The organism is Martinezella sp. CNPSo 3957, from assembly GCF_057784395.1.
Window position 1 is genome coordinate 242,878 of the sequence record NZ_JBXSOU010000001.1, and the last position, 19,921, is coordinate 262,798.

The following is a 19,921-nucleotide window of genomic DNA, read 5'->3' on the forward strand; positions in this document are numbered from 1 at the left end:
ATGTTTCAGGCGATAGTTCAGCTACTCCGCGATATTGCTCACGAGCTGTGCGTGACAGCCACTTACCGTGACATCGCCTTCGAGCATATTCAATTAATTGGAAAAGGGCGCGAGAGATTGTTCGCGCCCAGTTTATCATGGCAACTAACTCCAGGCGTGGAGCGGCGGCTTTTCTCCGTTCAGGAAATACTTGCCAAGAATTGCGTATTTCCACCGGACCGGATCGTGCAGTGTATGGGTGCGTGCGTTGCGCCAGTGCCGGTCGAGATTGTGTTCGGCGAGCGTCGAGCGGGTGCCGGCCAGCTCGAACAGCTTGTTGGTGGCGGCAATGGCGATTTCCGTGGAAAGGATCTTCGCTTCGGCCGTTACGATCTGCGCTTCGGCCACGGTTTCGGCAGTCGGATCCGCCACCGCTCGGTCTATCGCATAGCCTGCCTTTTCAAGCAGTGCCTGTGCTGCATGCAAGCGCAGGGTCAGATCGCCGACGGCCTGGATCGTATAGGGGTCGTCGGAGGCGCGCTCGAGCCCGCTATCTACCCAGGCGCGGCTCTTAGTGCGCACGAAGTCGATCGTTTCGTCGATCGCGGCTTGCGCAATGCCGGTGTCGACGGCCACCTGGATAATCTGGAAAATGGCGCCGTCCGCGGTTGGTTTGTCATAGCCCTTGTAGCCTGGCACCAGATGCGTCTTGGGCACCTTCACGTCGTCGATGATCACCGTACCGGAAAGCGTCGTGCGTTGGCCGAAGCTCGACCAGTCGTCGATGACTGTGAGCCCCGGTGCGCCGCGATCAGCAATCGCGTACCAGGCACGACCTTCGTCATCGAGCGCGACGATCGGCACCAGATGGGCAAGGAGTGCGCCTGAAGAATAGAATTTCTGCCCCTTTACGATCACGTGGTCGCCGGCGTCGGTAAACTTAGTCTCGAAGTCGACCGCCCGCTTGGAACCGAACTCCGAAAACGCATTGCCGAAACGCGTTCCCTTCAACACCTCGTCGAACAGCAGCTTCTGCTGTGCCTCGTCGGAGACCGTGCGGATGGCGGCGACGACGCCCAGATGGTTTTGGGCGACCTGGCCGATCGACGAGTCGGCGGCCGAGATGATCTCGATCACCTTTGCGAGCGTGGCGTAGGAAACTTCAGGTCCACCGAATTTTTTCGGCACGTTGATCGACCACAACCCGCTTTGGGAAAAGGCATCGAGTTCGGCCGCCGGCCAAATCCGCTCACGATCGCGCTTGGCGGAATCCTTGATGAATTCCGCCGCCAGTTTCTTGGCGACAGCGATCGCCTCGGCAGCGCTCTTGATGATGTGAGCTGGCTCGGTTGGCCTTGCAACCGGTGGAACCGCCTTTGCGGCATTGTCGGTCTTCACTTGCGAAATCGTCATGTCAAACTCTCCTCTTCAGCTGTGATGGGTTTATGGATTGGTTGCGGGGACTAGGGGTGCGAGGTGGCCGCTGGCCGCCGTTTTGCGCCCAAGATAGAGGTCTTGCACCTCTTTGCGCTGGCGCAGATCAGCGGCTGTCCCGTTGATGGCCGTTACGCCGTTTTCGAGGATCGTGGCGCGGTCTGCATATTTGAGTGCGATGGCGGAGTTCTGCTCCGCCACGAGAATGGAAAGCCCTTCCTCTTCATTCAGGCGCCGCAAGGTCCGAAAAATGTCCTGAACGACAAGCGGTGCCAGACCCATGGAAGGCTCATCGAGGATAAGCAGTCGTGGCCGTGACATCAGCGCACGGCCGATGGCCGTCATCTGCTGTTCGCCGCCGGAGGTAAGCCCTGATGTCACGCGGCGCTTTTCTTTGAGGCGTGGGAACAAAGCGTAGATCTTTTCGAGATCGGCCGTGATTTCAGAGCGCGTCGCGCTACGGCCAAGGCCGCCGGAGATTAGGTTCTCTTCCACGGTCAAGGTCCGGAAGCAGTGGCGGCCCTCGAGCACCTGTACGAGCCCGGCGCGAACAAGTGCCGCAGGGCTTGCCGTCGTCACGTCGATTGCGCCGAAGTGGATGCGCCCCGCAATGATCTGGCCGCATTCGGCCGGCAAGAGGTTGGAGACCGCTTTGAGCGTCGTCGTCTTGCCCGCACCATTGGCGCCGAGCAGGGCGACGATCTCGCCGCGCTTTACGCTCAGGCTCACCTCGTTCAGTGCCCGAATCGTGTGGTTGTAGGTTGCCTTCACGCCTTCGACGCTGAGCACGATATCCGTATCGACCATATGATTTTCCTCGAACTCGTCGCAGACCAGGCCAAACCCGATGACGGCAAGCGTGCCGCCACCGGGTCTGCCGCCAATCAGTTGATGGCGGCCTCTGCGTCCTGGGAGGTGCGCAGCTTGATGCCCTTTTCCTTGGCATAGGCCTCTGAGGATTTTTCGATGATGGGACGCAGCAGAGCCCAATCCGGTGCGATCCAGTCGGAAACCACCTTCCACTTCTTGCCGTCCCATTGCTGGAAGGTCACGTAACCGTTGCCTTCGTGGTTGTCCCAGGTGACGTTGATGGAGTGGAACAGGTCCTTGGCGCCCAGCGCCTCGACGCGGGCCGGGTCAAGCCGTAGATGTTCGAAGCCCCAGCGGACTTCATCGCCGGTCAGCGTTCGCTTACCGAACTTCTCCTGTGCGATGCGGATCGCCTCGACGTTCAGGATGCCGTTGACGATGCCGAGGTTGTGATAGACGGAGCCGATGCGGCTCTTGTCCTCGAGATTGCCTTTGCCTTGGTCATAGAGCGTCTTCACGATCTCCTTGACGACCGGATACTCGGCGCCGGAGGCCTGCGTAGTAATCGCGGTGTAGCCCTTTGCCGCCTCGCCGGCGGGAATGACATCTTCCTCGGAATTCGACCAGACATTGCCGATGATGTGATCGACAGGATAGCCGACCTTGACGGCGGTCTTCAGGGCAACGGGATTCATCACGCCCCAGCCGCGCAGGACGACATAGTCCGGCTTAGCACGACGGATCGTCAGCCATTGCGACTGCTGCTCGTTGCCGGGATGGGGAACTTCGATCTGCTGCAGGTCGAAGCCGTATTTCTTCGACAGGAGTTCGTAGATCGGGATGGTTTCCTTGCCGTAGGGCGAGCCGTGGTAGAGGACCACGATCTTCTTGCCCTTGAGATTGTCGAGACCACCGAGCTTGGAGGCAATGTAGTTCACGATGCCGGAGGTTTCGCTGTAGGGATTGAGGAGCAGCGGGAACACGTAAGGGAAGACGCGGCCATCGGTGGAATCGGTGCGGCCGTGATTGATCGTGATCAGCGGCACCTTATCCTGGCTGATGCGATCGATCATTGCGTAGGCGATGCCGACGGAAAGCGGGTTCCAGGCCGCCGCGTTGGGGTGGCTTTTCTGTCGTTCATAGCATTCGACGCCACGTTCGACCTCGTATTGGGTTTCGCACTCGTTCCAGGTCAGCTTGACGCCGTTCACACCGCCGTCACGGGTGTTGATCAGGTTCAGGTAATCGATGAAGCCGCCGAAGAAGCCGGTGCCGCCGGCCGCGTAGGGGCCGACACGATAGCTTTGCAACGGAAAATATTGCTCGTCGGCATGTGCGGCGGGAAGCGCCACCGAGAAGGCGATCCCGGCAGCGAGCGCCGCGATCTTGAGTTTGCTGAAGATTGTCATTTCTGGATACACTCCGGGTGATGGCCGGCGAGATGACCGGACCTGCATTGATCGAAAATGGATTTCTTGCTTTTGGGAGCGCACGCTCCGGGTTCAGTTCAGCGCCGTGTCAGAACGCTACCGATTCGTCTTACGTTTCTGTCCCAGAGGGCGACGAGGCCGTCCGGTTCGAGAATGAGAAACAGGATGATCAGGCTGCCGAGCACGATGCGCTGGCTCATGTCGAGCACGCCGGAATCAAAGATCTCGCCGAGAAAGAAGGCTCCCAATCGCGACAGGACGAGCGGAAACACCACGATCAGTGCTGCCCCCAGAAAGGCGCCGCGAATGGAAGCGAGCCCGCCGATGATGATGATGAACAGCACCTGGAAGGAGCGATCGAGGTTGAACCCCGCCGGCTCCACGGTGCGCAGATAGGTAAAGGCCCAAAGCACGCCGGCAACGCCGATGATGAAGGAGGAAATCGCAAAGGCGAGCAGCTTGGTCTTCAAGACCGGTACACCGATGATGCGGGCGGCCGTCTCGTTGTCGCGCACCGCGATGAAATTTCGTCCTGTCTGGGACGACACAAGCCGCAGCGCCAGAAAGGTCAGGACGGTGACGACCGTCAGCGCGAAAAGATAGCGCCCGATCGGGCCATCGAAAGCGATGCCGCCGATGCGAAGCGGCGGCGCGTCGATCACGCCCGAGGCGGAGTCGTTGGAAAACCAGCTGAACTTGGTCAATACCCATTGCACGAAAAACTGTGCTGCGAGCGTCGACACTGCAAGATAAAAACCCTTGAGCCTCAGGCTCGGCAGACCGAAGATGATGCCGATCGCCGCTGCCGACAGACCCGCGAGCACGATGCTTGCGATCAGCGGCAGGCCCTCGACGCGCAGATTGAAATTATAGGCACCGAAGGCGCCGACCGCCATGAAGGCGGCACTCCCGAGCGAAACCTGGCCGGCATAGCCGGTCAGGATATTCAAGCCGACGCCGGCAAGGCTGAGTGCCAGGAACGGCAGCAAGATCGCTTCGAAGAGATAGCTGGTGCCGATAAAGGGGACGACGAGATAGGCCACGGCAAGGAGGGCTGCCGGTGCAAGCCAGGGCGGAAGTGTCGGGGTGCGATCAAGATCCTGTGTGATGGACGCCATGGTTCAGACCCTTTCGACAAGTTTCTGGCCGAACAGGCCGGAGGGGCGGATGAGCAGGAAGGCGAGCGCCACGACATAGGCAAACCAGCTTTCGATCCCGCCGCCGAAATAATCGCCGAGATAGACCTCGGCGAGCTTCTCGGTCGCTCCGATGAGCAATCCGCCGACGATAGCGCCGGCAACCGAGTCGAACCCGCCCAGCACGAGGACCGGCAGCGCTTTCAGGACGACGAGCGACAGCGAGAACTGGACGCCAAGGCGAGCGCCCCAGAGGAGCCCCGCCACCAGCGCTACCAGACCGGCGGTTGCCCACACCGTGGCCCAGATCCAGGGCAGGCGCAGGCCGACGGCGAGTGCCGCGAACTGATCGTCGGCGACGGCGCGGAAGGCGAGACCGACGCGGGTATAGCGGAAGAAGATAGACAGCAGCGCCACCATGATGGCCGCCACCGCAGCGGCAAAGATGTCGAACTGGCTGATGAGAACGCCGCCGACGTCGAAGGGAACGTCCTCGATGCCGAGATCCAGTCCATGCACCTGCGTTCCCCAGATCAGCTGGGCGGCACCCTCGATAACATAGGAGAGGCCTAGCGTCGCCATAAACAGCGTAATAGGCGGCTTGTTGGTGAGCGGCCTCAACACGACACGTTCGATGGCGATGCCGATGATGATCATCAGTGCGAAGGTGAGCACGAACGCCAGCGCAAAGGGCACGCCTTTCTCGACCAGGCTGACGAAGGTAAGGGCCGCAAAAAGCAGGAGTGCTCCTTGAGAGAAATTGAGCACGCCGGAGGTCTTGTAGATCAGTACGAAGCCGATCGCGACGAGCGAATACATGACGCCCGACAGCAGTCCGCCGACAAGCACCTCTATGAAGAAAAGCCAATCGAAGTCCGCCATCAGATTCCCGCCCCGTCTTCATTTTCCGTGGCGACGCCCAGGTAGGCATCGATGACGCGCTGATCGGCCCGCACCTCTTCCGGCGTGCCGTCGGCGATCTTGCGGCCGTAGTCGAGCACGGCGACCCGATCCGACAGTTCCATTACGAGGCCGATATCGTGTTCGATCAGAATGATCGTGGTGCCATGGGTTTTTCGGGTTGCCTGCACGAAGCCGCCCATTTCCTGCTTTTCAGTCGCGGTCATGCCGGCCATCGGCTCGTCCAGAAGCAGAATATCCGGTTCCGCGACCAGGGCTCGCGCGAGTTCCACTCGTTTCTGCAGGCCATAGGGCAGGGTGCCGGCAAGCCGGTCGGCGACATCGTCAAGATAAAGGAAGGAAAGGATCTGCCGTGCGCGCTCGCGGGCATCCGCTTCCTCCCGGCGCGCAGTGCCGATGCGTGCGATCTGGCCGATGAAGCTCGAGCGGACGCTATGGGCCCGACCGGAGATGACATTATCCAAGACGCTCAGGCCCTTGAAAAGCGCAAGGTTCTGAAAGGTTCGGGCAATGCCGAGGTGTGCGAGCTGTTCTGTGGGAACATTGCCATAGCGCTTTTCACCGATTCGGATATGGCCGCGATTCGGCCGATAGACGCCGCTGATCACATTGACGAGTGAGCTCTTTCCAGCGCCATTCGGTCCGATAATGGCGCGGATCTCACCGCGCTCAACACTGAGGTCGACATCGGCGAGAGCCGAGACGCCGCCAAAGGAAAGGCTGACATCATCGAGCGCAAGCAGAACCTCTGCAGAGGCAATCGCCGCATTGGCAACTGAATCCGCTTGAGCTGCAATTTCGATCCGACCGCCTTGAAGTCCCGGCAGAGGAGGGGATGTTTCGTACCCCTCGAGCGCATAGGTCATTGCCTGTATGTCCTTCCCTCTCACTCTGCCTCACAGCATTCGTTGGCTGACGTAGGCACAGGCTCCCGTCGGAGCTGTGAAGGCTCCGTTCTAGTTCGCCAATTGCGGACCACGAATGCGGCCCGCTTCTTTCCGAATGTTTATTCCGCTGCGACTTGTTGCGCGGCCTGCGACGCTTCCAGTTCTCGCACCAGTGGAATGACGCGCTTGCCGAAATACTCCACCTCTTCCTGGAAATGCAGGAAGCCGAGGAGGATCAGGTCGGCACCGGCCTGCTTCAGCGCGACGACGCGCTCGGCGACCTGTCGTGGCGTTCCGATCAGGTTGGAGCGGAAGCCGTCATTGTACTGGACGAGGTCCTCGAAGGAGGATTTCGCCCAGTTGCCTTCGCCTTCCGGCGAGGCTTTGCCGGCATTCTTCACCTCATGCCCGAAGGCATTGACTGCCTCGGGATTGGCCTTCTCGATGATCTCGGCGAGAACGGCCTTGGCTTCCTCTTCCGTCTCGCGCACGATCGCGAAAGCGTTGACGCCGATCCGTACGGAATGGCCGTTTTCCCTGGCTTTCGACTGAATATCGTCGACCTGCTTGCGGATTTCGGCCGGCGTGTTGCCGTTGGTGAAGTACCAGTCGGACACGCGCGCCGCCATATCGCGGGCTGCCCGCGATGAGCCGCCTTGGAAGATTTCCGGCTGAGGATCAATCGGTTTCGGCTTTAGCGAGTAATTGTTGAAGCGATAGAAATCGCCGCGGAATGTGAAATTGTCTTCGGTCCAGATGCCGCGCAGCGCGCGGATGAATTCTTCGGAGCGGCGATAGCGCTCGTCGTGATCGAGCCAGTGTTCGCCGATGGCGGCAAACTCGCCGCGGAACCAGCCGCTGACGATGTTGACGGCGACGCGGCCGTTGGTCAGGTGGTTGATGGTGGCGATCTGCTTTGCCGCAAGCGCCGGGTTCCACGGCCCCGGCAAGATCGCCGCAATGACCTTCAAGCTGGTTGTCGATTCCAGCAGGGCATGGCTGAAGGAGACGGATTCATGCTGGAATTCCGCGCCGTAGCCCGCCGTGAAACGGATCTGGCTGAGCGCATAGTCGAAACCGCTCGCCTCGGCGATCTGCGCGAGCTTTCTGTTGTATTCGATCGTCCAGCTCGTACGCTGCTCGATATTCGAGATGACAAGGCCACCCGAGACGTTCGGTACCCAGTAAGCGAATTTTACGGCTTCGTTATTTCTATGCGACATTATGCTCTTCCCTCTCTATAGAATGGTCGCGCTTGCGCCAAGTTCGGACAATCGCTTGCGCGAGATATGACTTGTGATCGCCGCTCTGCCGTGCAGACGGCAAGACAGTAGGGATTTTTTCGACAGTCCAACCGATGCGCGGTGACGCGCCTCCGTGTCCCAGCCCACCGACGTTAGCGCCAAGATGGGTTCGGACCTCACCTGTGATCGCGTTAACAAGGCCAATTGTCCGCGACGCACGCCGAATGGCGCCAGAAATACCGAGCACACTCATGCAAAAATCCCTCAAATTATATTGATAATAGTCTATAGATTTTATGGATTATCGAACAAACCTATCCCAAAGTTTTCTGATTTTGAGAAAAAGATGATCTGCGAGTGCTGTCGGTTGGGGCGAACGACGTGCTGAGGGATCCGTTCTTGCCGCGAAATTAGCTAAAATAGAGCAATGGACAAAAAGACTACCGCGGTTTGCGCTGGGTCTTTGCTTGTGCAGAGAGAGCCGCCCTGCCTGGCTCCTAGGTTGAGAATACAAGCCCCGACTGAGCCGTTGTCAAAGCTAGTCGCTTTGCAGAAGTTGCTCCACGAAACGCAAGAAGGAAGAGAGGACGGGCAAAGATTGGTCATTTCGCCACGCCAAGCCTACCTTGTAGGGTATGGGCGTTCCGATGCCATCGAGATGCCGAAAAGCTACTCCCTCACGGCCGGATGACAGGAATGCTTCCGACACCAATGCCACGCCGAGACCCGCGGCCACGAGGCCTATTATCGTTTCCATCTGTACGGCACGCTGCCCGACACGCGGTGAAAATCCTGCTTCCGAGCATGCCTGCATGATCGTCGAATACAGTCCCGGTCCTTCACTTTCCGGAAAGAGGATCCACGATTCCCCCGCCAAGGCTGCAAGCCTAAGCGACGGCTCAGATGCCAAAGGGTGATCGGCTGGTATCGCGGCGATAAGCCGGCTCTCCGTCAGAACGCTCGTGGCTATCAGCGTTTCCGCACTCGAGGGGATCGGCAGCGCCACAAGGCCAACATCCATCCTGTCGGCCAGGACCGCGCTGATCTGTCGTGCGGATGTCGCCTCTTCCAGTTCCAACACGACCGAGGGATTGTCGCGTCGAAAGCCGGCGACGATCCGCGGTATCAGATGATGGATGGAGCTGGCGACGAAACCGATCCGCAACGTTCCGATGGCACCTTCGCCGGCACGCTTTGTCAACGTCACCGCACGCTCGGCTTGAGCGATTGCCCGCCGTGCTTCCTCGCGCAAAACCTCGCCCGCGGGTGTCAAACGGGTAATTCTGTTGGTGCGTTCGAATAGCCGCACGCCGATTTCCTCTTCCATCAGGCGGATGGCGGTCGTCAGTGGCGGCTGCGCCATGTTGAGGCGCTCCGCCGCCCGGCGAAAGTTCATGGTTTCTGCGACAGCGAGAAACTGCTGGAATTGGCGGAGACTGAGCATGCAATATATCTAGCATATCAAACGGCTTGGCAAAGCATATTCGACATATCAAAAATCCTGTCTCATGCTTGGAAAGATCTTTTTCCACGTGAGGTATCGAAATGAGTGAAACTCGGACCGCAATCGTAACCGGGGGTGCAAGTGGCATAGGATTCGGCGTAGCCGCATCGTTAGTGAAGGCCGGTTACAGAGTCGTGATCATTGGACGCAACAAGGACCGGCTGGTCCAGGCCGTGGAGCGTCTCGGCCCGTCCGCGCAATGGCGTCGTGCCGACGTTGGCAAGCGAAGCGAAGTGGAAAGCGCGTTTGCGGATTTCGCCCGTATAGACGTTCTTGTGAATGCCGCGGGCTTCGTTCGCTCGGTCAGCCTTACGACCCAGGCCGACGAGGCGGAGCAGGGCTGGGATGCCGTTATCGACGCGAATCTGAAGGGGAGTTTCCTCTCCACACTGATTGCTGCGCCAAAACTTGTCGGTCCCGGCGGTCGTGTCATCAATATCAGCTCGATCGGTGCCCAAACGGGAGGAAGTCGGGCCGGCGGCTTGGCCTATGCAGCGTCGAAGGCTGGTTTGCACGGCCTGATCTATGCTCTGGCTCGCGAACTGGCGCCGCGCGCCATCACGGCAAATGCGATAGCACCCGGTTTCATCGCAGGCACCGGCTTCACCGAGAGTTGGTCGGATGATCGCGTGTCGGAGATCGTTGCCGCAACGCCGGTGGGCCGGGCGGGAACGCCTGACGATATAGCCGGCGCCGTTCTCTGGCTCGTCTCGGAGGCGGGATCATTCGTGACCGGAACCGTGATTTCGGTGAACGGCGGCTGGCGGATCGGATGACGAAATGTGCTCGGCCTCAAGCCGACATGACTGGCATGGCTTCCGTCCGTCACAGCATCACCCAGGCGTAAGCGTGAAGTCCATTGCCGGTCGCATAGCCTGCTCGGCAATTCGGCAGCAATAGCTGCGCCGGCCGTTATGCCGCTACGGTGAACGGATAGGGCCGGCCATAGCCGGCGCGATGGATATGCGCATTCGCGCCAGTGAGCCAATTATTCCCGCGCTCGCTAGCTTCGGCGAGCATTCGTCCGTGTCTGAACGCGCTCGCAACTCCAAACCCCGAACGATCCATAATGTGTAAAAATTCTCTACAAAAAAGATGAGGAATAGGACATTTGAGACTTCAGTTTTGAAAACTGAGATGTTAGTTTTACAATATGCTCGACCATCAAAGCCCTTTTCTTGTTCAAGGCCCCAGCGATCTCGTTGCCATCGCCGAGGATAGGATTCGCAACGCAATCAAGCTCGGTGAGTTTTCTCCGGGTGAGCGCCTCTCCGAACAGGTTCTTTGCGATACCTATCGGTTCGGGCGCGGGGTCGTTCGATCCGCGCTCAGCCGCCTGGCGCACAAGGGTTTCGTTTCAGCCCAGCCAAGAAGTGGGTGGCGGGTTTGCTCGATTACGGCGCTGGGTCTGCGAGAAATTACGCTAGGTCGAGCTCGGTTGGAGCCGCTTCTGGCGGACGTCGATCTTTCCGGTGACGATATTGCCCGGCTGGAGAGCTTGTGTGACATGCAAGCGGCGTTGCGATTGGGTGGCTCGGCTCATGGATCGCAGCTATCCCTAATTCGGGAATATGAGTGGCAGGTCAGGGGTCTGCTCGCCGCGCGTCTTAGAGCGCCGCTGATTGCCGATTGGCTGGATATCCTGTGGCATAGGGCCGATTATTACCTCAATTTTTTCGAGGCATCCTCCGTCCGGCGTCTCGAGGCTGTCGACTGGACCGATTTCGTTGCGGCCAAGAAGGGGCATCGCAATGGCGACGCGGCAGAGCTGCTCAGGCTCGCTTGTGATGCCTTTGCCGAATTTACCCAGGCAAGTCTGCTGAAGTCGGAGCTTGCTGCGCCCTTAGGGCGCAAGGCGAGGCGTCCTTCGGTATCAAGTGATGAAGCCCACATTTCTCGTCCCGTCCGGGAGCAATCGTTTTTGAAAAAGGATTTTTAGATGCGCGCGATAAGAACTCTTGCGATTGCCGTTTCGGTTGCGACGATGATGTCCGCTGCGGGCCATGCCGCAGCAAAGGACAAGGTCGTGATCGACCTTGTGAGCGAGCCGTCGTCGCTCGACCCGCAGAAGCAATGGAATCCGGATAGCTATTTCGTCTATCGCAACATCTTTGACCAGCTGGTCACGCGCGATGACAGTGGCAAGATCGTGCCGGCGATCGCGACATCCTGGACGTATAAATCGGGCACGGAAATTGCCTTCACATTGCGCGACGACGCGACTTTCCACGACGGACAGAAACTGACCCCGGACGATGTCGCCTTCAGCGTCAACCGCATCATCGACAAGAAGTTCGCAAGCCCGCAGCTAAGCCAGTTCAACAAAATCCTGTCGGCTGCGGTCACTGGCCCGCATGAAGTGACCATTCGCACCAATGGGCCTTATCCGGTGCTCCTGGCACAGCTCGTCAAGCTTTCGATCATACCGAAGCATGTTGTTGAGACCGTAGGCGACGATGCTTTTAATCTTTCGCCTGTCGGTTCCGGTCCGTACAAATTCGAAAAGTGGCAGCGCGGCGTTGCCGTTTCCCTGGTGCGCAACGATGGTTATTGGGGCAGCAAGGGCTATTTTCATAGTGCCGAATTTCGTGCCGTGCCGGACGCCGCCACCCGAGTCGCGGACTTGAAGGCAGGGAGCGCGGATCTTGCCGTGACGCTCGATCCGGATCTTGCAGCCCAGCTTCAAGGGGCAAGTGGGATCAAAGTGTTGACGGCGGTGACGGAGCGCATTGCCTATCTGAAGCTCAACCCATCTATTCCTCCGTTCAACGATGTCAATTTACGGCGAGCTGTTGCTTATGCCATCGACAAGCAGTCGATCGTCGATGGCCTGCTTGGCGGCTACGACAAGCCCGTCCCGCAATTGGCCTCGCCGGTCTATACGGGATATGTTCCCGGCATCGAGGGCCTTCCCTTCGACCCGAAACAGGCACATGAGCTCGTGGAAAAGGCCGGCGGCGTCGCGACCCAGCCGATCGCTTTCCTGACCTCTCCGACCTTCGATCAACGGATCGTCCAGGCAATCGTCCAGCAGCTCAATGATGTCGGCTTCAAGGTGAATGTCGAGACGGTGGATTTTGCCACCTATCTGCAGCGCGTTCAGAGCGAGAAAGTCAAGCAGCCGGCCATTTCCTTCGGCCGTTGGTCCTGCGCGTGTCAGGATGCGGATGGCATATCCTTCCCCCTGCTGCATAGCAGCAGTTCATTTTCCGCCGTTTCCGACCCGAGCATCGACGCGCTGCTCAACAGCGCCCGCAATACACTCGACGAGAAGAAGCGGCTCGAGGCCTACAAGGATGTCGCCACGGTCGTTGCAAAGGATGTTCCGATCCTGCCGCTCTATCAGGCAGCCGTTATCTACGGTGCGTCCGACAAGCTCGAATGGAAGCCGACGGCCAATGAGAGCTTCTTCCTCAACAGGGTAAGCTGGCACGACTAGAGCTGACGTGGCGAAGTTCGAACTGCGTTCAGCCTGGCTGTTTGTCGAGGCCCGGATTGTCGCGGAAAGGAAAAGGGGATGGCTGCCTTCATCGCCAGACGCTTGATCCAGGCCTTCATCGCCTTGTTCGGCGTCATAACGCTGGTATTCTTTCTGCAACGCCTGACCGGTGATCCGGTGCTGCTGCTGGTGCCGCAGGGTGCCACTCAGGCGGATATCGATGTCATGCGGACCGCTCTTGGCTTCGATAGGCCGCTTTACATCCAGTATTTCCACTTCCTGTCCAGTCTGGCGCAATTCGACCTCGGTCGCTCCTATGTGCAGAACCTGCCAGTGGTCGAGATCATCGCCAGCCGTATTCCCTACACGTTGCAGCTTGCAGCCGGCGCCTTGTTGGTCGCCATCGGGTTTGGTGTGCCGATCGGCGTCGTGCTGGCCGTGCGGCGCAAGCGCTGGGAAGCCCGCTGGCTGATCGGTCTCGTGCTGGTCGGCCAATCCATGCCGACCTTCTGGACTTCGGTCCTGCTTATCATGTTCTTCGGGGTCTTTCTGCGCTGGTTGCCGCCGTCCGGGGCCAACGGGCTCGAAAGCCTGCTGATGCCGTCCTTTGCTCTCGGTCTTCTGTCGATGGCGACCTTCGCCCGCGTCACGCGCACCTCGGTCCTCGATGAGCTGAGCAAGGATTATGTTCGCACCGCCCACGCCAAGGGCCTGTCGACGTTTCGCCTCGTCTTTCACCATCTCATGCGCAATGCCGCGGTTCCGATCGTGACGATCTCCGCGCTTGAAATCGCCAATCTGCTGACGGGTGCGATCATTATCGAAACGGTCTTTGCCTGGCCAGGCCTCGGCCAGTTGACCATACAGGCCATCAGCGCACGCGATTTCGCCGTGGTCCAGGGCATCGTACTGATCGGTGCGGCGGTGGCGATCCTGCTCAATCTGGCCGCTGACCTGCTCTACAGCCTCATCGACCCGCGCATTCGTCTTGGCGGGAGACCGGCATGATTGCGGCCCTTGCCAAAGCAAGCAGGCTGGCCGGAAAGCCGCCGTTGACGGTCGTCCTTTCGGTCCTGATCCTGACGATCATTGTCCTTACGGCCATATTCGCTCCTTTGATCGCTCCCTATGACCCAAATGCACAGAACCTTCTCGGACGCCTGAAGCCGCCAGGCACCGTTATCCGCATGACGCATTTCCTGTTCGGCTCCGATGAGCTGGGACGCGATACGCTGAGCCGTCTGCTCTACGGAGCGCGCGTCTCGCTGCTCGTCGCATTCGCGTCGGTATTGCTCTCAGGCATTGCCGGCTGCATTTTCGGAATGCTCGCGGCCTTTTATCGCGGTTGGGTCGAAACCGTGGTCATGCGCCTCGTCGACATCGTGCTTTCTGTGCCCGCCATTCTGCTTGCCATCATCACCGTGGCAACGCTTGGGCCGGGCCTGCAGAATGTCGTCCTTGTTCTGGCTCTCACACGATGGCCGCGTTACGCGCGCGTTGCCTATGCCCAGACCCTTGTTATCACCAATATGTCCTATCTCCGCCTTTCGCGAGCGATGGGCGCAGGATGGCTGCGGGTGCTGCGCTACCATGTCTTGCCGAATATCGCAGGCGCACTCGTCGTCGTCGCCACCCTTGAATTCGGTCTGATGGTGCTGTTCGAAGCAGGGTTGTCCTTCCTCGGCCTTGGCGTGCAGCCGCCGACCGCAAGCTGGGGAGCAATGCTTTCGGTTGGCCGCAACTATGTCGCCAATGCCTGGTGGCTCTCCGTCATGCCGGGGCTGGCGCTTTTTCTTCTTGTTTTGTCCGTCAATGTCCTGGGCGATTTCCTAAGGGATCGCCTTGACCCAAGGAGTGCGTAAAATGGTCGATTTCTCTGAAGATTTCAAAGGCAAGCGTGTGGTCGTGACAGGGGCTGCCGGCATTTTCGGTGGCTGGATCGCTAACGCTTTCGCCAAGGCTGGCGCCGAGCTTCTCCTGACCGATGCCGACGGCCACCGCCTTGCTGCAGCGGCGCAAGAGATTGGCGAGGGCCATCTGCAGCATGTGGCGGATCTGACCTCCGATGCGGATATCAAGTCGCTCCTTTCCGCCATCGCCGGCCACTGGGGCTCGGCCGACGTTCTCGTCAACAATGCCGGCATCTATCCGTCCGGCTTCCTGCTCGACCTGACTGCCGAGGATTGGGACCGGATCTTCGACATCAATCTTCGTGCGCCGTTCCTATTGTCGCAAGGCGTTGCCCTTCAGATGATCGACAAAGGCGTGAAGGGCTCGATCGTCAATATTTCTTCCGGCGCATCGCGCAAGATGCGCAGCACGGTCGTTCCCTACTGCACCTCGAAGACCGCACTCGACCGTCTGAACAAGGGGCTCGCCCTGGAGCTCGCCGAATTCGGCATCCGGGTCAACATCGTCGAGCCGGGCTTTGCGCCGGGCAGCGACGTTAGCCATCTCACGCAGGAGCATATCGACACGGTCGTCGGCAATATTCCCCTTGGCCGGATTTCGTCGCCGGATGATGCCGCGACCGCCGTCCTCTATCTGGCGTCGGATGCAGCTGCCTATGTCACGGGGGCGACGCTGACCGTCGACGGCGGCAATTCGATTGGCTCGCTTGCCGTCTTCCAGGCAAAAAAGAAGCCGCTCTGAGGCAAGGCAGGAGGATAGGAACATGGTCGAGGATCGAGCCAGGGCCTCAAAGGGCTTCTCTCCCTTTCCGGCTTACGAGTGGCCGGAGGGAAAGCAGAGTGCCGTCCTTTTGAGTGTCGATGTCGATGCAATCGCTCCTTATCTCTGGGAGCATCGGGACGGTATTCCGGATCGTCTCGCACGGCTCGAGATCCGCCGTTTCGGGTTGCGTTCGGGGCTTGGTCGTCTTCTCGATCTGTTCGACCGCTATCGTGTGAAGGCAAGCTTCTATGTGCCGGCCATTGTCGCCGAATCCGATCCCGATCTGCTTCCGGCCCTTCTTGCTGCCGGTCATGAGATAGGGCTGCATGGCTATTTCCACGAACTGGTTCGTGAAATCCGTGAGGATGAGTTCAGTGCGGCTCTCGACAGCAGCCTCGAACTGTTCGAACGGCAGACAGGAAGATTGCCGGTCGGCTTTCGCTCGCCCGCCTGGGAGATGACCCCGCATATGCTGGCTGAGATCAAGGCGCGGGGCCTCGCCTACGACTCCTCGCTGATGGGCTTTGACCATCCATATGATATCGATGGCGTTGTTGAGATCCCGGTCCAATGGGCCTTGGACGACGCGATCTTTTACAAGTTCGAAGGCAGCGGTAACGAACGCTGGGCGCCAGTCTCAGGCAGTGCCGTGCTAGAGGACTGGCTTGCCGAATGGCGGGCGCTGCACCGCTTCGGAGGCCTCTTCACCCTGACGGTTCATGACTGGATTTCCGGCAGGGCGCAGCGCATTGCCACACTCGAAAAGCTGATGGAGGCCATGACCGCCGAGCCAGGCACTTGGATTGCCACCGCGGCCGAAATTGCGGCCCATCACGCGTCGTCAGTAAATTCCGGTCGGTTTTCTGTTGCCTCGGCCATTCCCTCCGCCATAGGCGCGCGGCGTTTCGGGGCAAGGCCATGAACGAGACCTGGTCGATCGGCAAGCAGGAGACACGCAGCGAATACGGTCTGGTCGCCTGCCAGAACTGGCTGGCGGCCGAGGCCGGCGCTCGCGTCCTTTCGGCAGGTGGTAATGCCGTCGATGCAGCCATTGTGACGGCTCTCGTTCTCAGCGTCGTGGAACCATGGCTTTCCGGCATTGGCGGGGGCGGCTTCATGCTACGGGCCGACGGCGGTTCCGAGGCGGTCGACGTGCTCGATTTCAATGTTATTTCGCCAGCGGCCCTCCGGCCTGATGATTACCCCCTGGTCGCCGGTCAGGATGGGGACTGGTTCGAATGGCCTTCCGTCCAGGGCGATCGCAACCTGCTCGGTTACGGATCGATCTGCGTACCCGGAGCCGTTGCCGGATTTGCCGAGGCGCTTGATCGCTTCGGCACCATTTCCTGGGCCGATGCCCTGGCGCCGGCGATCGAACACGCCCATCGCGGTTTGCAGGTCGATTGGTATGCAGCCCTTGCGCTCGCCATCGACGGCCATAACCTCGCGCAGTTCAAGGGTGCCGCCGATCTCTTTCTTCGCGATGGCCGCGCGCCGCGCGTACCGGAAGGCGGCCGGTCGCTGTTTTTGCCGTTGAAGGCCAAGGCCGCATCGCTGGAAAGGCTGGCGCGCGAGGGAGCGCGCGATTTCTACGAGGGCCAGATTGCGGATTTGCTGGTCGCAGACCTTTCGAAAGGCGGCTCCGCTCTTTCGCAAGCAGATATGCGCGCCTACGCACCGAAGTGGCTGCAGCCCGCCATCGGCTCCTACATGGGACGGCGCGTCCACGTGGTGCCTGGTCTTTCCGGCGGCCCGACCTTGCTTGCCACGCTCGATGAGCTTGAAGAGCTTCCGTGCGATGCCGATCCGCATTCTGGAACGACCGCTCTTGCTTTTGCGCGAGCGTTGCGCCGCGCCAGCGAATATCGTCTCAAGCATATGGGGCACGCCGCTGGCGAAAGCTGTACCAGCCATGTCAGCGTGGTCGATGCACATGGGACCATGGTTTCGCTCACCAATACGCTTCTGTCCCGCTTCGGCTCCAAGGTCGTGGTGCCGGAATTGGGATTTGCTCTCAATAATGGCCTGATGTGGTTCGATCCAAGGCCGGGGCATCCGAATTCGATCGCTCCGGCCAAGCAGCCGCTTGCCAATATGTGTCCGATCATTGCGACGCGTGACGGTCTGCCGGAGCTGGCTCTTGGCGCAGCGGGAGGAAGGCAGATCGTACCGGCGGTCGCGCAAATCCTCTCCTACGTCCTGGCTTTCGGCATGTCGTTGGAGAAGGCGCTCTTCAGTCCGCGTATCGATGCCAGCGGCACGACGATCAGGGTGAACCGAACGGCCGGGGCAGAGGTGGCCGCGTCGATTGCCGCCGACTTCGACGTTCAGGTGATCGATGACACGCTCTATCCGGTCAATTTTGCCGTGCCGTCCGTGGTGATGCGACGCGATGGCATCAATACCGGCATGGTCCATCCGCGCAATCCCTGGGCGGCCGTCGGCGAGGCGACTATCTGATGACGGCACCGGTCTTGAGCGTAGAGATGCTGCAGGTCTCCATTGACCGCAAGGCTGTGGTCGATGGCGTCAGCCTGTCGGTCAATGCCGGCGAGATCGTCAGCATCGTCGGCGAGTCGGGGTGCGGCAAATCCATGACGGCTTTCGCCGTCATGGGCCTTCTTCCAGCCGCGGCAACCATGGTCGGCGGCTCGGTACAACTGAACGGACGCAATCTTTCCAGCCTCGATAGGAAGGAGCTGATGCGGCTGCGCGGCAGCGAGCTTGCGATGATCTTTCAAGAGCCCGTCGCATCCCTCAACCCGCTGATGCCGGTCGGCCGCCAGATCGCCGAAAGTCTCATCGTTCATCGCAAGCTGGGCCGCCGGCAGGCATGGCATCAGGCGATCGACATGCTTGCAGACGTCGGAATCCCGGAGGCGGCAATGCGCGCGCGGCAATATCCGTTCGAGCTGTCGGGCGGCATGTGCCAGCGCGTCATGATTGCCATGGCCTTGATCACAAGGCCGCGACTGTTGATCGCCGACGAGCCGACGACGGCACTCGACGTCACCATTCAGGCGCAGATCCTCGATTTGATGAAACGACTGCGCGATGAAACTGGAACCGCGATCCTGATGATTACCCATGACATGGGTGTTGTTGCCGATATCGCCGACCAGGTTGCGGTGATGTATGGCGGCCGAATTGCCGAAGTTGGCGATGTCGATGCGATCTTCAGTGAACAGAGGCATCCCTATACGAGATTGCTGCTGTCAACCATCCCGCGTTTGGATGGGAGCGATGCCGGGGAGCTTTTGCCGACGATCAGGGGGACGGTGCCCGATGCAGGCGCGTGGCCGGCTGGATGCCGGTTCTCGACGCGTTGTCCGCTTGCGGATGAAGACTGTCGCCAGGTGCCGCGGCTTGAGCCGATGGCGTCGAGCCGTAGCGCCGCCTGCTGGCACCAGGATCGTGTCGGGAGCTTGGTATGACCACGCCGCTGCTCTCGATTCGCGATCTGCATGTGCATTTTCCCATCCGTCGCGGCTTCTTCGGGCATTCGACAGGATTGCTGAAGGCCGTCGATGGTGTCGATCTGGATATCGAAGCTGGACAGAGCCTGGCGCTTGTCGGTGAATCCGGGTCTGGCAAGTCGACGCTCGGCGCGGCCGTCGTCGGGATGCAGAAGGTAAGCTCGGGGAAAATTTTCTTTGAGAATAGCGATCTTGCCGCCAAAGGCGTGGATCGATCCGCTGCACGGCTGCGGGATATTCAGATCGTGTTTCAGGACCCGCTCTCCGCACTCAACCCGCGAATGGACATTGGTGACAGCATTGCCGAGCCGCTGGCCATTCATGGTGTCGGAACCGCGCAGGAGCGGCGTCGACGCGTCGCAGAGCTTCTGGAACTGGTCGGGCTCAATCCGGCACATGCTGACCGCAAGCCGAACGCTTTTTCCGGCGGCCAGCGCCAGCGCATCGTCATCGCAAGGGCGATCGCACTTCAACCGAAACTGCTGATTCTGGATGAACCGGTCTCTGCGCTTGATGTGTCGATCCGTTCGCAAATCCTCAATCTGCTCTTCGAGCTGCAGCGTCAGTTCGGTCTTTCCTACCTGTTCATCTCTCACGACCTGTCGGTCGTGCGCCATTTCGCCGATCGGATAGCGGTCATGTATCTCGGCCGCATCGCCGAGGTCGGGGCGACGGCCGACGTCTTTGCGCGACCAACGCATCCCTATACCGAGGCCTTGCTCAGCGCGGTGCCGTTGCCCGATCCCGTCGCCCAGCGACGGCGGCAGCGTATCCTTCTCGAAGGCGACTTGCCGAGCCCCGCCGATCCGCCGGTCGGTTGCCGTTTTTCGACACGATGTCCGATTGCGGCGACCATTTGCCGGGAACTGTCGCCGGCATTGAACCTCGTGGAGCGAGACCATCAAGCCGCCTGTCACCTGCGGGCTCCTGCGGTCGAGATCAAGGGCACGACATGATTGCCGCCGGTCCTGCCGCGAGGAGCTGACTA

At 59.9% G+C, this 19,921-nt stretch carries 19 protein-coding genes; 10 read left to right on the plus strand and 9 right to left on the minus strand.

Annotated features, from left to right (window positions below; translation table 11 throughout):
• Positions 1 to 144 precede the first annotated feature (144 nt).
• From AC13QE_RS01145 to AC13QE_RS01180, 8 genes are all read right to left on the minus strand, one after another.
• Positions 145 to 1,392, minus strand: coding sequence for an SfnB family sulfur acquisition oxidoreductase (locus AC13QE_RS01145; RefSeq protein ID WP_488482218.1), 1,248 nt, complete (start codon positions 1,390 to 1,392; stop codon positions 145 to 147).
• A gap of 30 nt (positions 1,393 to 1,422) precedes the next feature.
• On the minus strand, positions 1,423 to 2,220 hold the full coding sequence (locus AC13QE_RS01150; RefSeq protein WP_488482219.1) for an ABC transporter ATP-binding protein: 798 nt from the start codon (positions 2,218 to 2,220) through the stop codon (positions 1,423 to 1,425).
• A 77-nt stretch (positions 2,221 to 2,297) separates the two neighbouring features.
• Entirely contained in the window at positions 2,298 to 3,632 is a 1,335-nt protein-coding gene (locus AC13QE_RS01155; protein WP_488482220.1) for an ABC transporter substrate-binding protein, read from the minus strand.
• Positions 3,633 to 3,730: 98 nt separating this feature from the next.
• Positions 3,731 to 4,771 (minus strand): branched-chain amino acid ABC transporter permease, encoded by a 1,041-nt coding sequence (locus AC13QE_RS01160; protein ID WP_488482221.1) that lies wholly within the window; start codon positions 4,769 to 4,771, stop codon positions 3,731 to 3,733.
• Between the two features lie 3 nt (positions 4,772 to 4,774).
• A complete protein-coding gene (locus tag AC13QE_RS01165) occupies positions 4,775 to 5,671 on the minus strand; it encodes a branched-chain amino acid ABC transporter permease (protein ID WP_132720988.1) in 897 nt (298 codons plus the stop codon).
• Entirely contained in the window at positions 5,671 to 6,576 is a 906-nt protein-coding gene (locus tag AC13QE_RS01170; protein WP_488482222.1) for an ABC transporter ATP-binding protein, read from the minus strand. The genes AC13QE_RS01165 and AC13QE_RS01170 overlap by 1 nt, the downstream gene beginning before the upstream one ends.
• A 140-nt stretch (positions 6,577 to 6,716) precedes the next feature.
• Positions 6,717 to 7,820 (minus strand): dimethylsulfone monooxygenase SfnG, encoded by a 1,104-nt coding sequence (gene sfnG, locus AC13QE_RS01175; RefSeq protein ID WP_132720989.1) that lies wholly within the window; start codon positions 7,818 to 7,820, stop codon positions 6,717 to 6,719.
• Between the two features lie 559 nt (positions 7,821 to 8,379).
• Positions 8,380 to 9,285 (minus strand): LysR family transcriptional regulator, encoded by a 906-nt coding sequence (locus AC13QE_RS01180; RefSeq protein ID WP_488482223.1) that lies wholly within the window; start codon positions 9,283 to 9,285, stop codon positions 8,380 to 8,382.
• Positions 9,286 to 9,386: 101 nt separating this feature from the next.
• On the opposite strand from AC13QE_RS01180, the gene AC13QE_RS01185 reads away from it, so the two are divergent.
• The gene (locus AC13QE_RS01185; protein ID WP_488482224.1) at positions 9,387 to 10,121 is read left to right on the plus strand and encodes an SDR family NAD(P)-dependent oxidoreductase; all 735 of its coding nucleotides are present in this window, start codon (positions 9,387 to 9,389) and stop codon (positions 10,119 to 10,121) included.
• A gap of 308 nt (positions 10,122 to 10,429) precedes the next feature.
• Here the strand turns inward: AC13QE_RS01185 and AC13QE_RS01190 are convergent, their stop codons facing one another.
• Positions 10,430 to 10,690, minus strand: coding sequence for a hypothetical protein (locus AC13QE_RS01190; protein ID WP_488482877.1), 261 nt, complete (start codon positions 10,688 to 10,690; stop codon positions 10,430 to 10,432).
• On the opposite strand from AC13QE_RS01190, the gene AC13QE_RS01195 reads away from it, so the two are divergent.
• The 9 genes from AC13QE_RS01195 (at position 10,580) to AC13QE_RS01235 (ending at position 19,889) form a co-directional block, all read left to right on the plus strand.
• Positions 10,580 to 11,284 (plus strand): GntR family transcriptional regulator, encoded by a 705-nt coding sequence (locus tag AC13QE_RS01195; protein WP_488482858.1) that lies wholly within the window; start codon positions 10,580 to 10,582, stop codon positions 11,282 to 11,284. The two genes, AC13QE_RS01190 and AC13QE_RS01195, sit on opposite strands and share 111 nt — an antisense overlap.
• On the plus strand, positions 11,285 to 12,784 hold the full coding sequence (locus tag AC13QE_RS01200) for an ABC transporter substrate-binding protein (RefSeq protein ID WP_488482225.1): 1,500 nt from the start codon (positions 11,285 to 11,287) through the stop codon (positions 12,782 to 12,784). It begins immediately after the preceding gene.
• Positions 12,785 to 12,862: 78 nt separating this feature from the next.
• Positions 12,863 to 13,792 carry an ABC transporter permease gene (locus AC13QE_RS01205; protein ID WP_488482226.1) on the plus strand — a complete coding sequence of 310 codons (930 nt, stop codon included), beginning with the start codon at positions 12,863 to 12,865 and terminating at the stop codon, positions 13,790 to 13,792.
• Entirely contained in the window at positions 13,789 to 14,646 is an 858-nt protein-coding gene (locus tag AC13QE_RS01210) for an ABC transporter permease (RefSeq protein ID WP_488482227.1), read from the plus strand. The genes AC13QE_RS01205 and AC13QE_RS01210 overlap by 4 nt, the downstream gene beginning before the upstream one ends.
• Position 14,647: 1 nt before the next feature.
• Positions 14,648 to 15,436 (plus strand): SDR family NAD(P)-dependent oxidoreductase, encoded by a 789-nt coding sequence (locus AC13QE_RS01215; RefSeq protein ID WP_488482228.1) that lies wholly within the window; start codon positions 14,648 to 14,650, stop codon positions 15,434 to 15,436.
• A 22-nt stretch (positions 15,437 to 15,458) separates the two neighbouring features.
• A complete protein-coding gene (locus AC13QE_RS01220; protein WP_488482229.1) occupies positions 15,459 to 16,379 on the plus strand; it encodes a polysaccharide deacetylase family protein in 921 nt (306 codons plus the stop codon).
• Positions 16,376 to 17,917: a gamma-glutamyltransferase family protein gene (locus tag AC13QE_RS01225; protein WP_488482230.1), complete on the plus strand. Its 1,542-nt coding sequence runs from the start codon at positions 16,376 to 16,378 to the stop codon at positions 17,915 to 17,917. The genes AC13QE_RS01220 and AC13QE_RS01225 overlap by 4 nt, the downstream gene beginning before the upstream one ends.
• On the plus strand, positions 17,917 to 18,891 hold the full coding sequence (locus AC13QE_RS01230; RefSeq protein WP_488482231.1) for an ABC transporter ATP-binding protein: 975 nt from the start codon (positions 17,917 to 17,919) through the stop codon (positions 18,889 to 18,891). Before AC13QE_RS01225 ends, AC13QE_RS01230 begins: the two co-directional genes overlap by 1 nt.
• Positions 18,888 to 19,889 carry an ABC transporter ATP-binding protein gene (locus tag AC13QE_RS01235; RefSeq protein WP_488482232.1) on the plus strand — a complete coding sequence of 334 codons (1,002 nt, stop codon included), beginning with the start codon at positions 18,888 to 18,890 and terminating at the stop codon, positions 19,887 to 19,889. The genes AC13QE_RS01230 and AC13QE_RS01235 overlap by 4 nt, the downstream gene beginning before the upstream one ends.
• Positions 19,890 to 19,921: the final 32 nt, after the last annotated feature.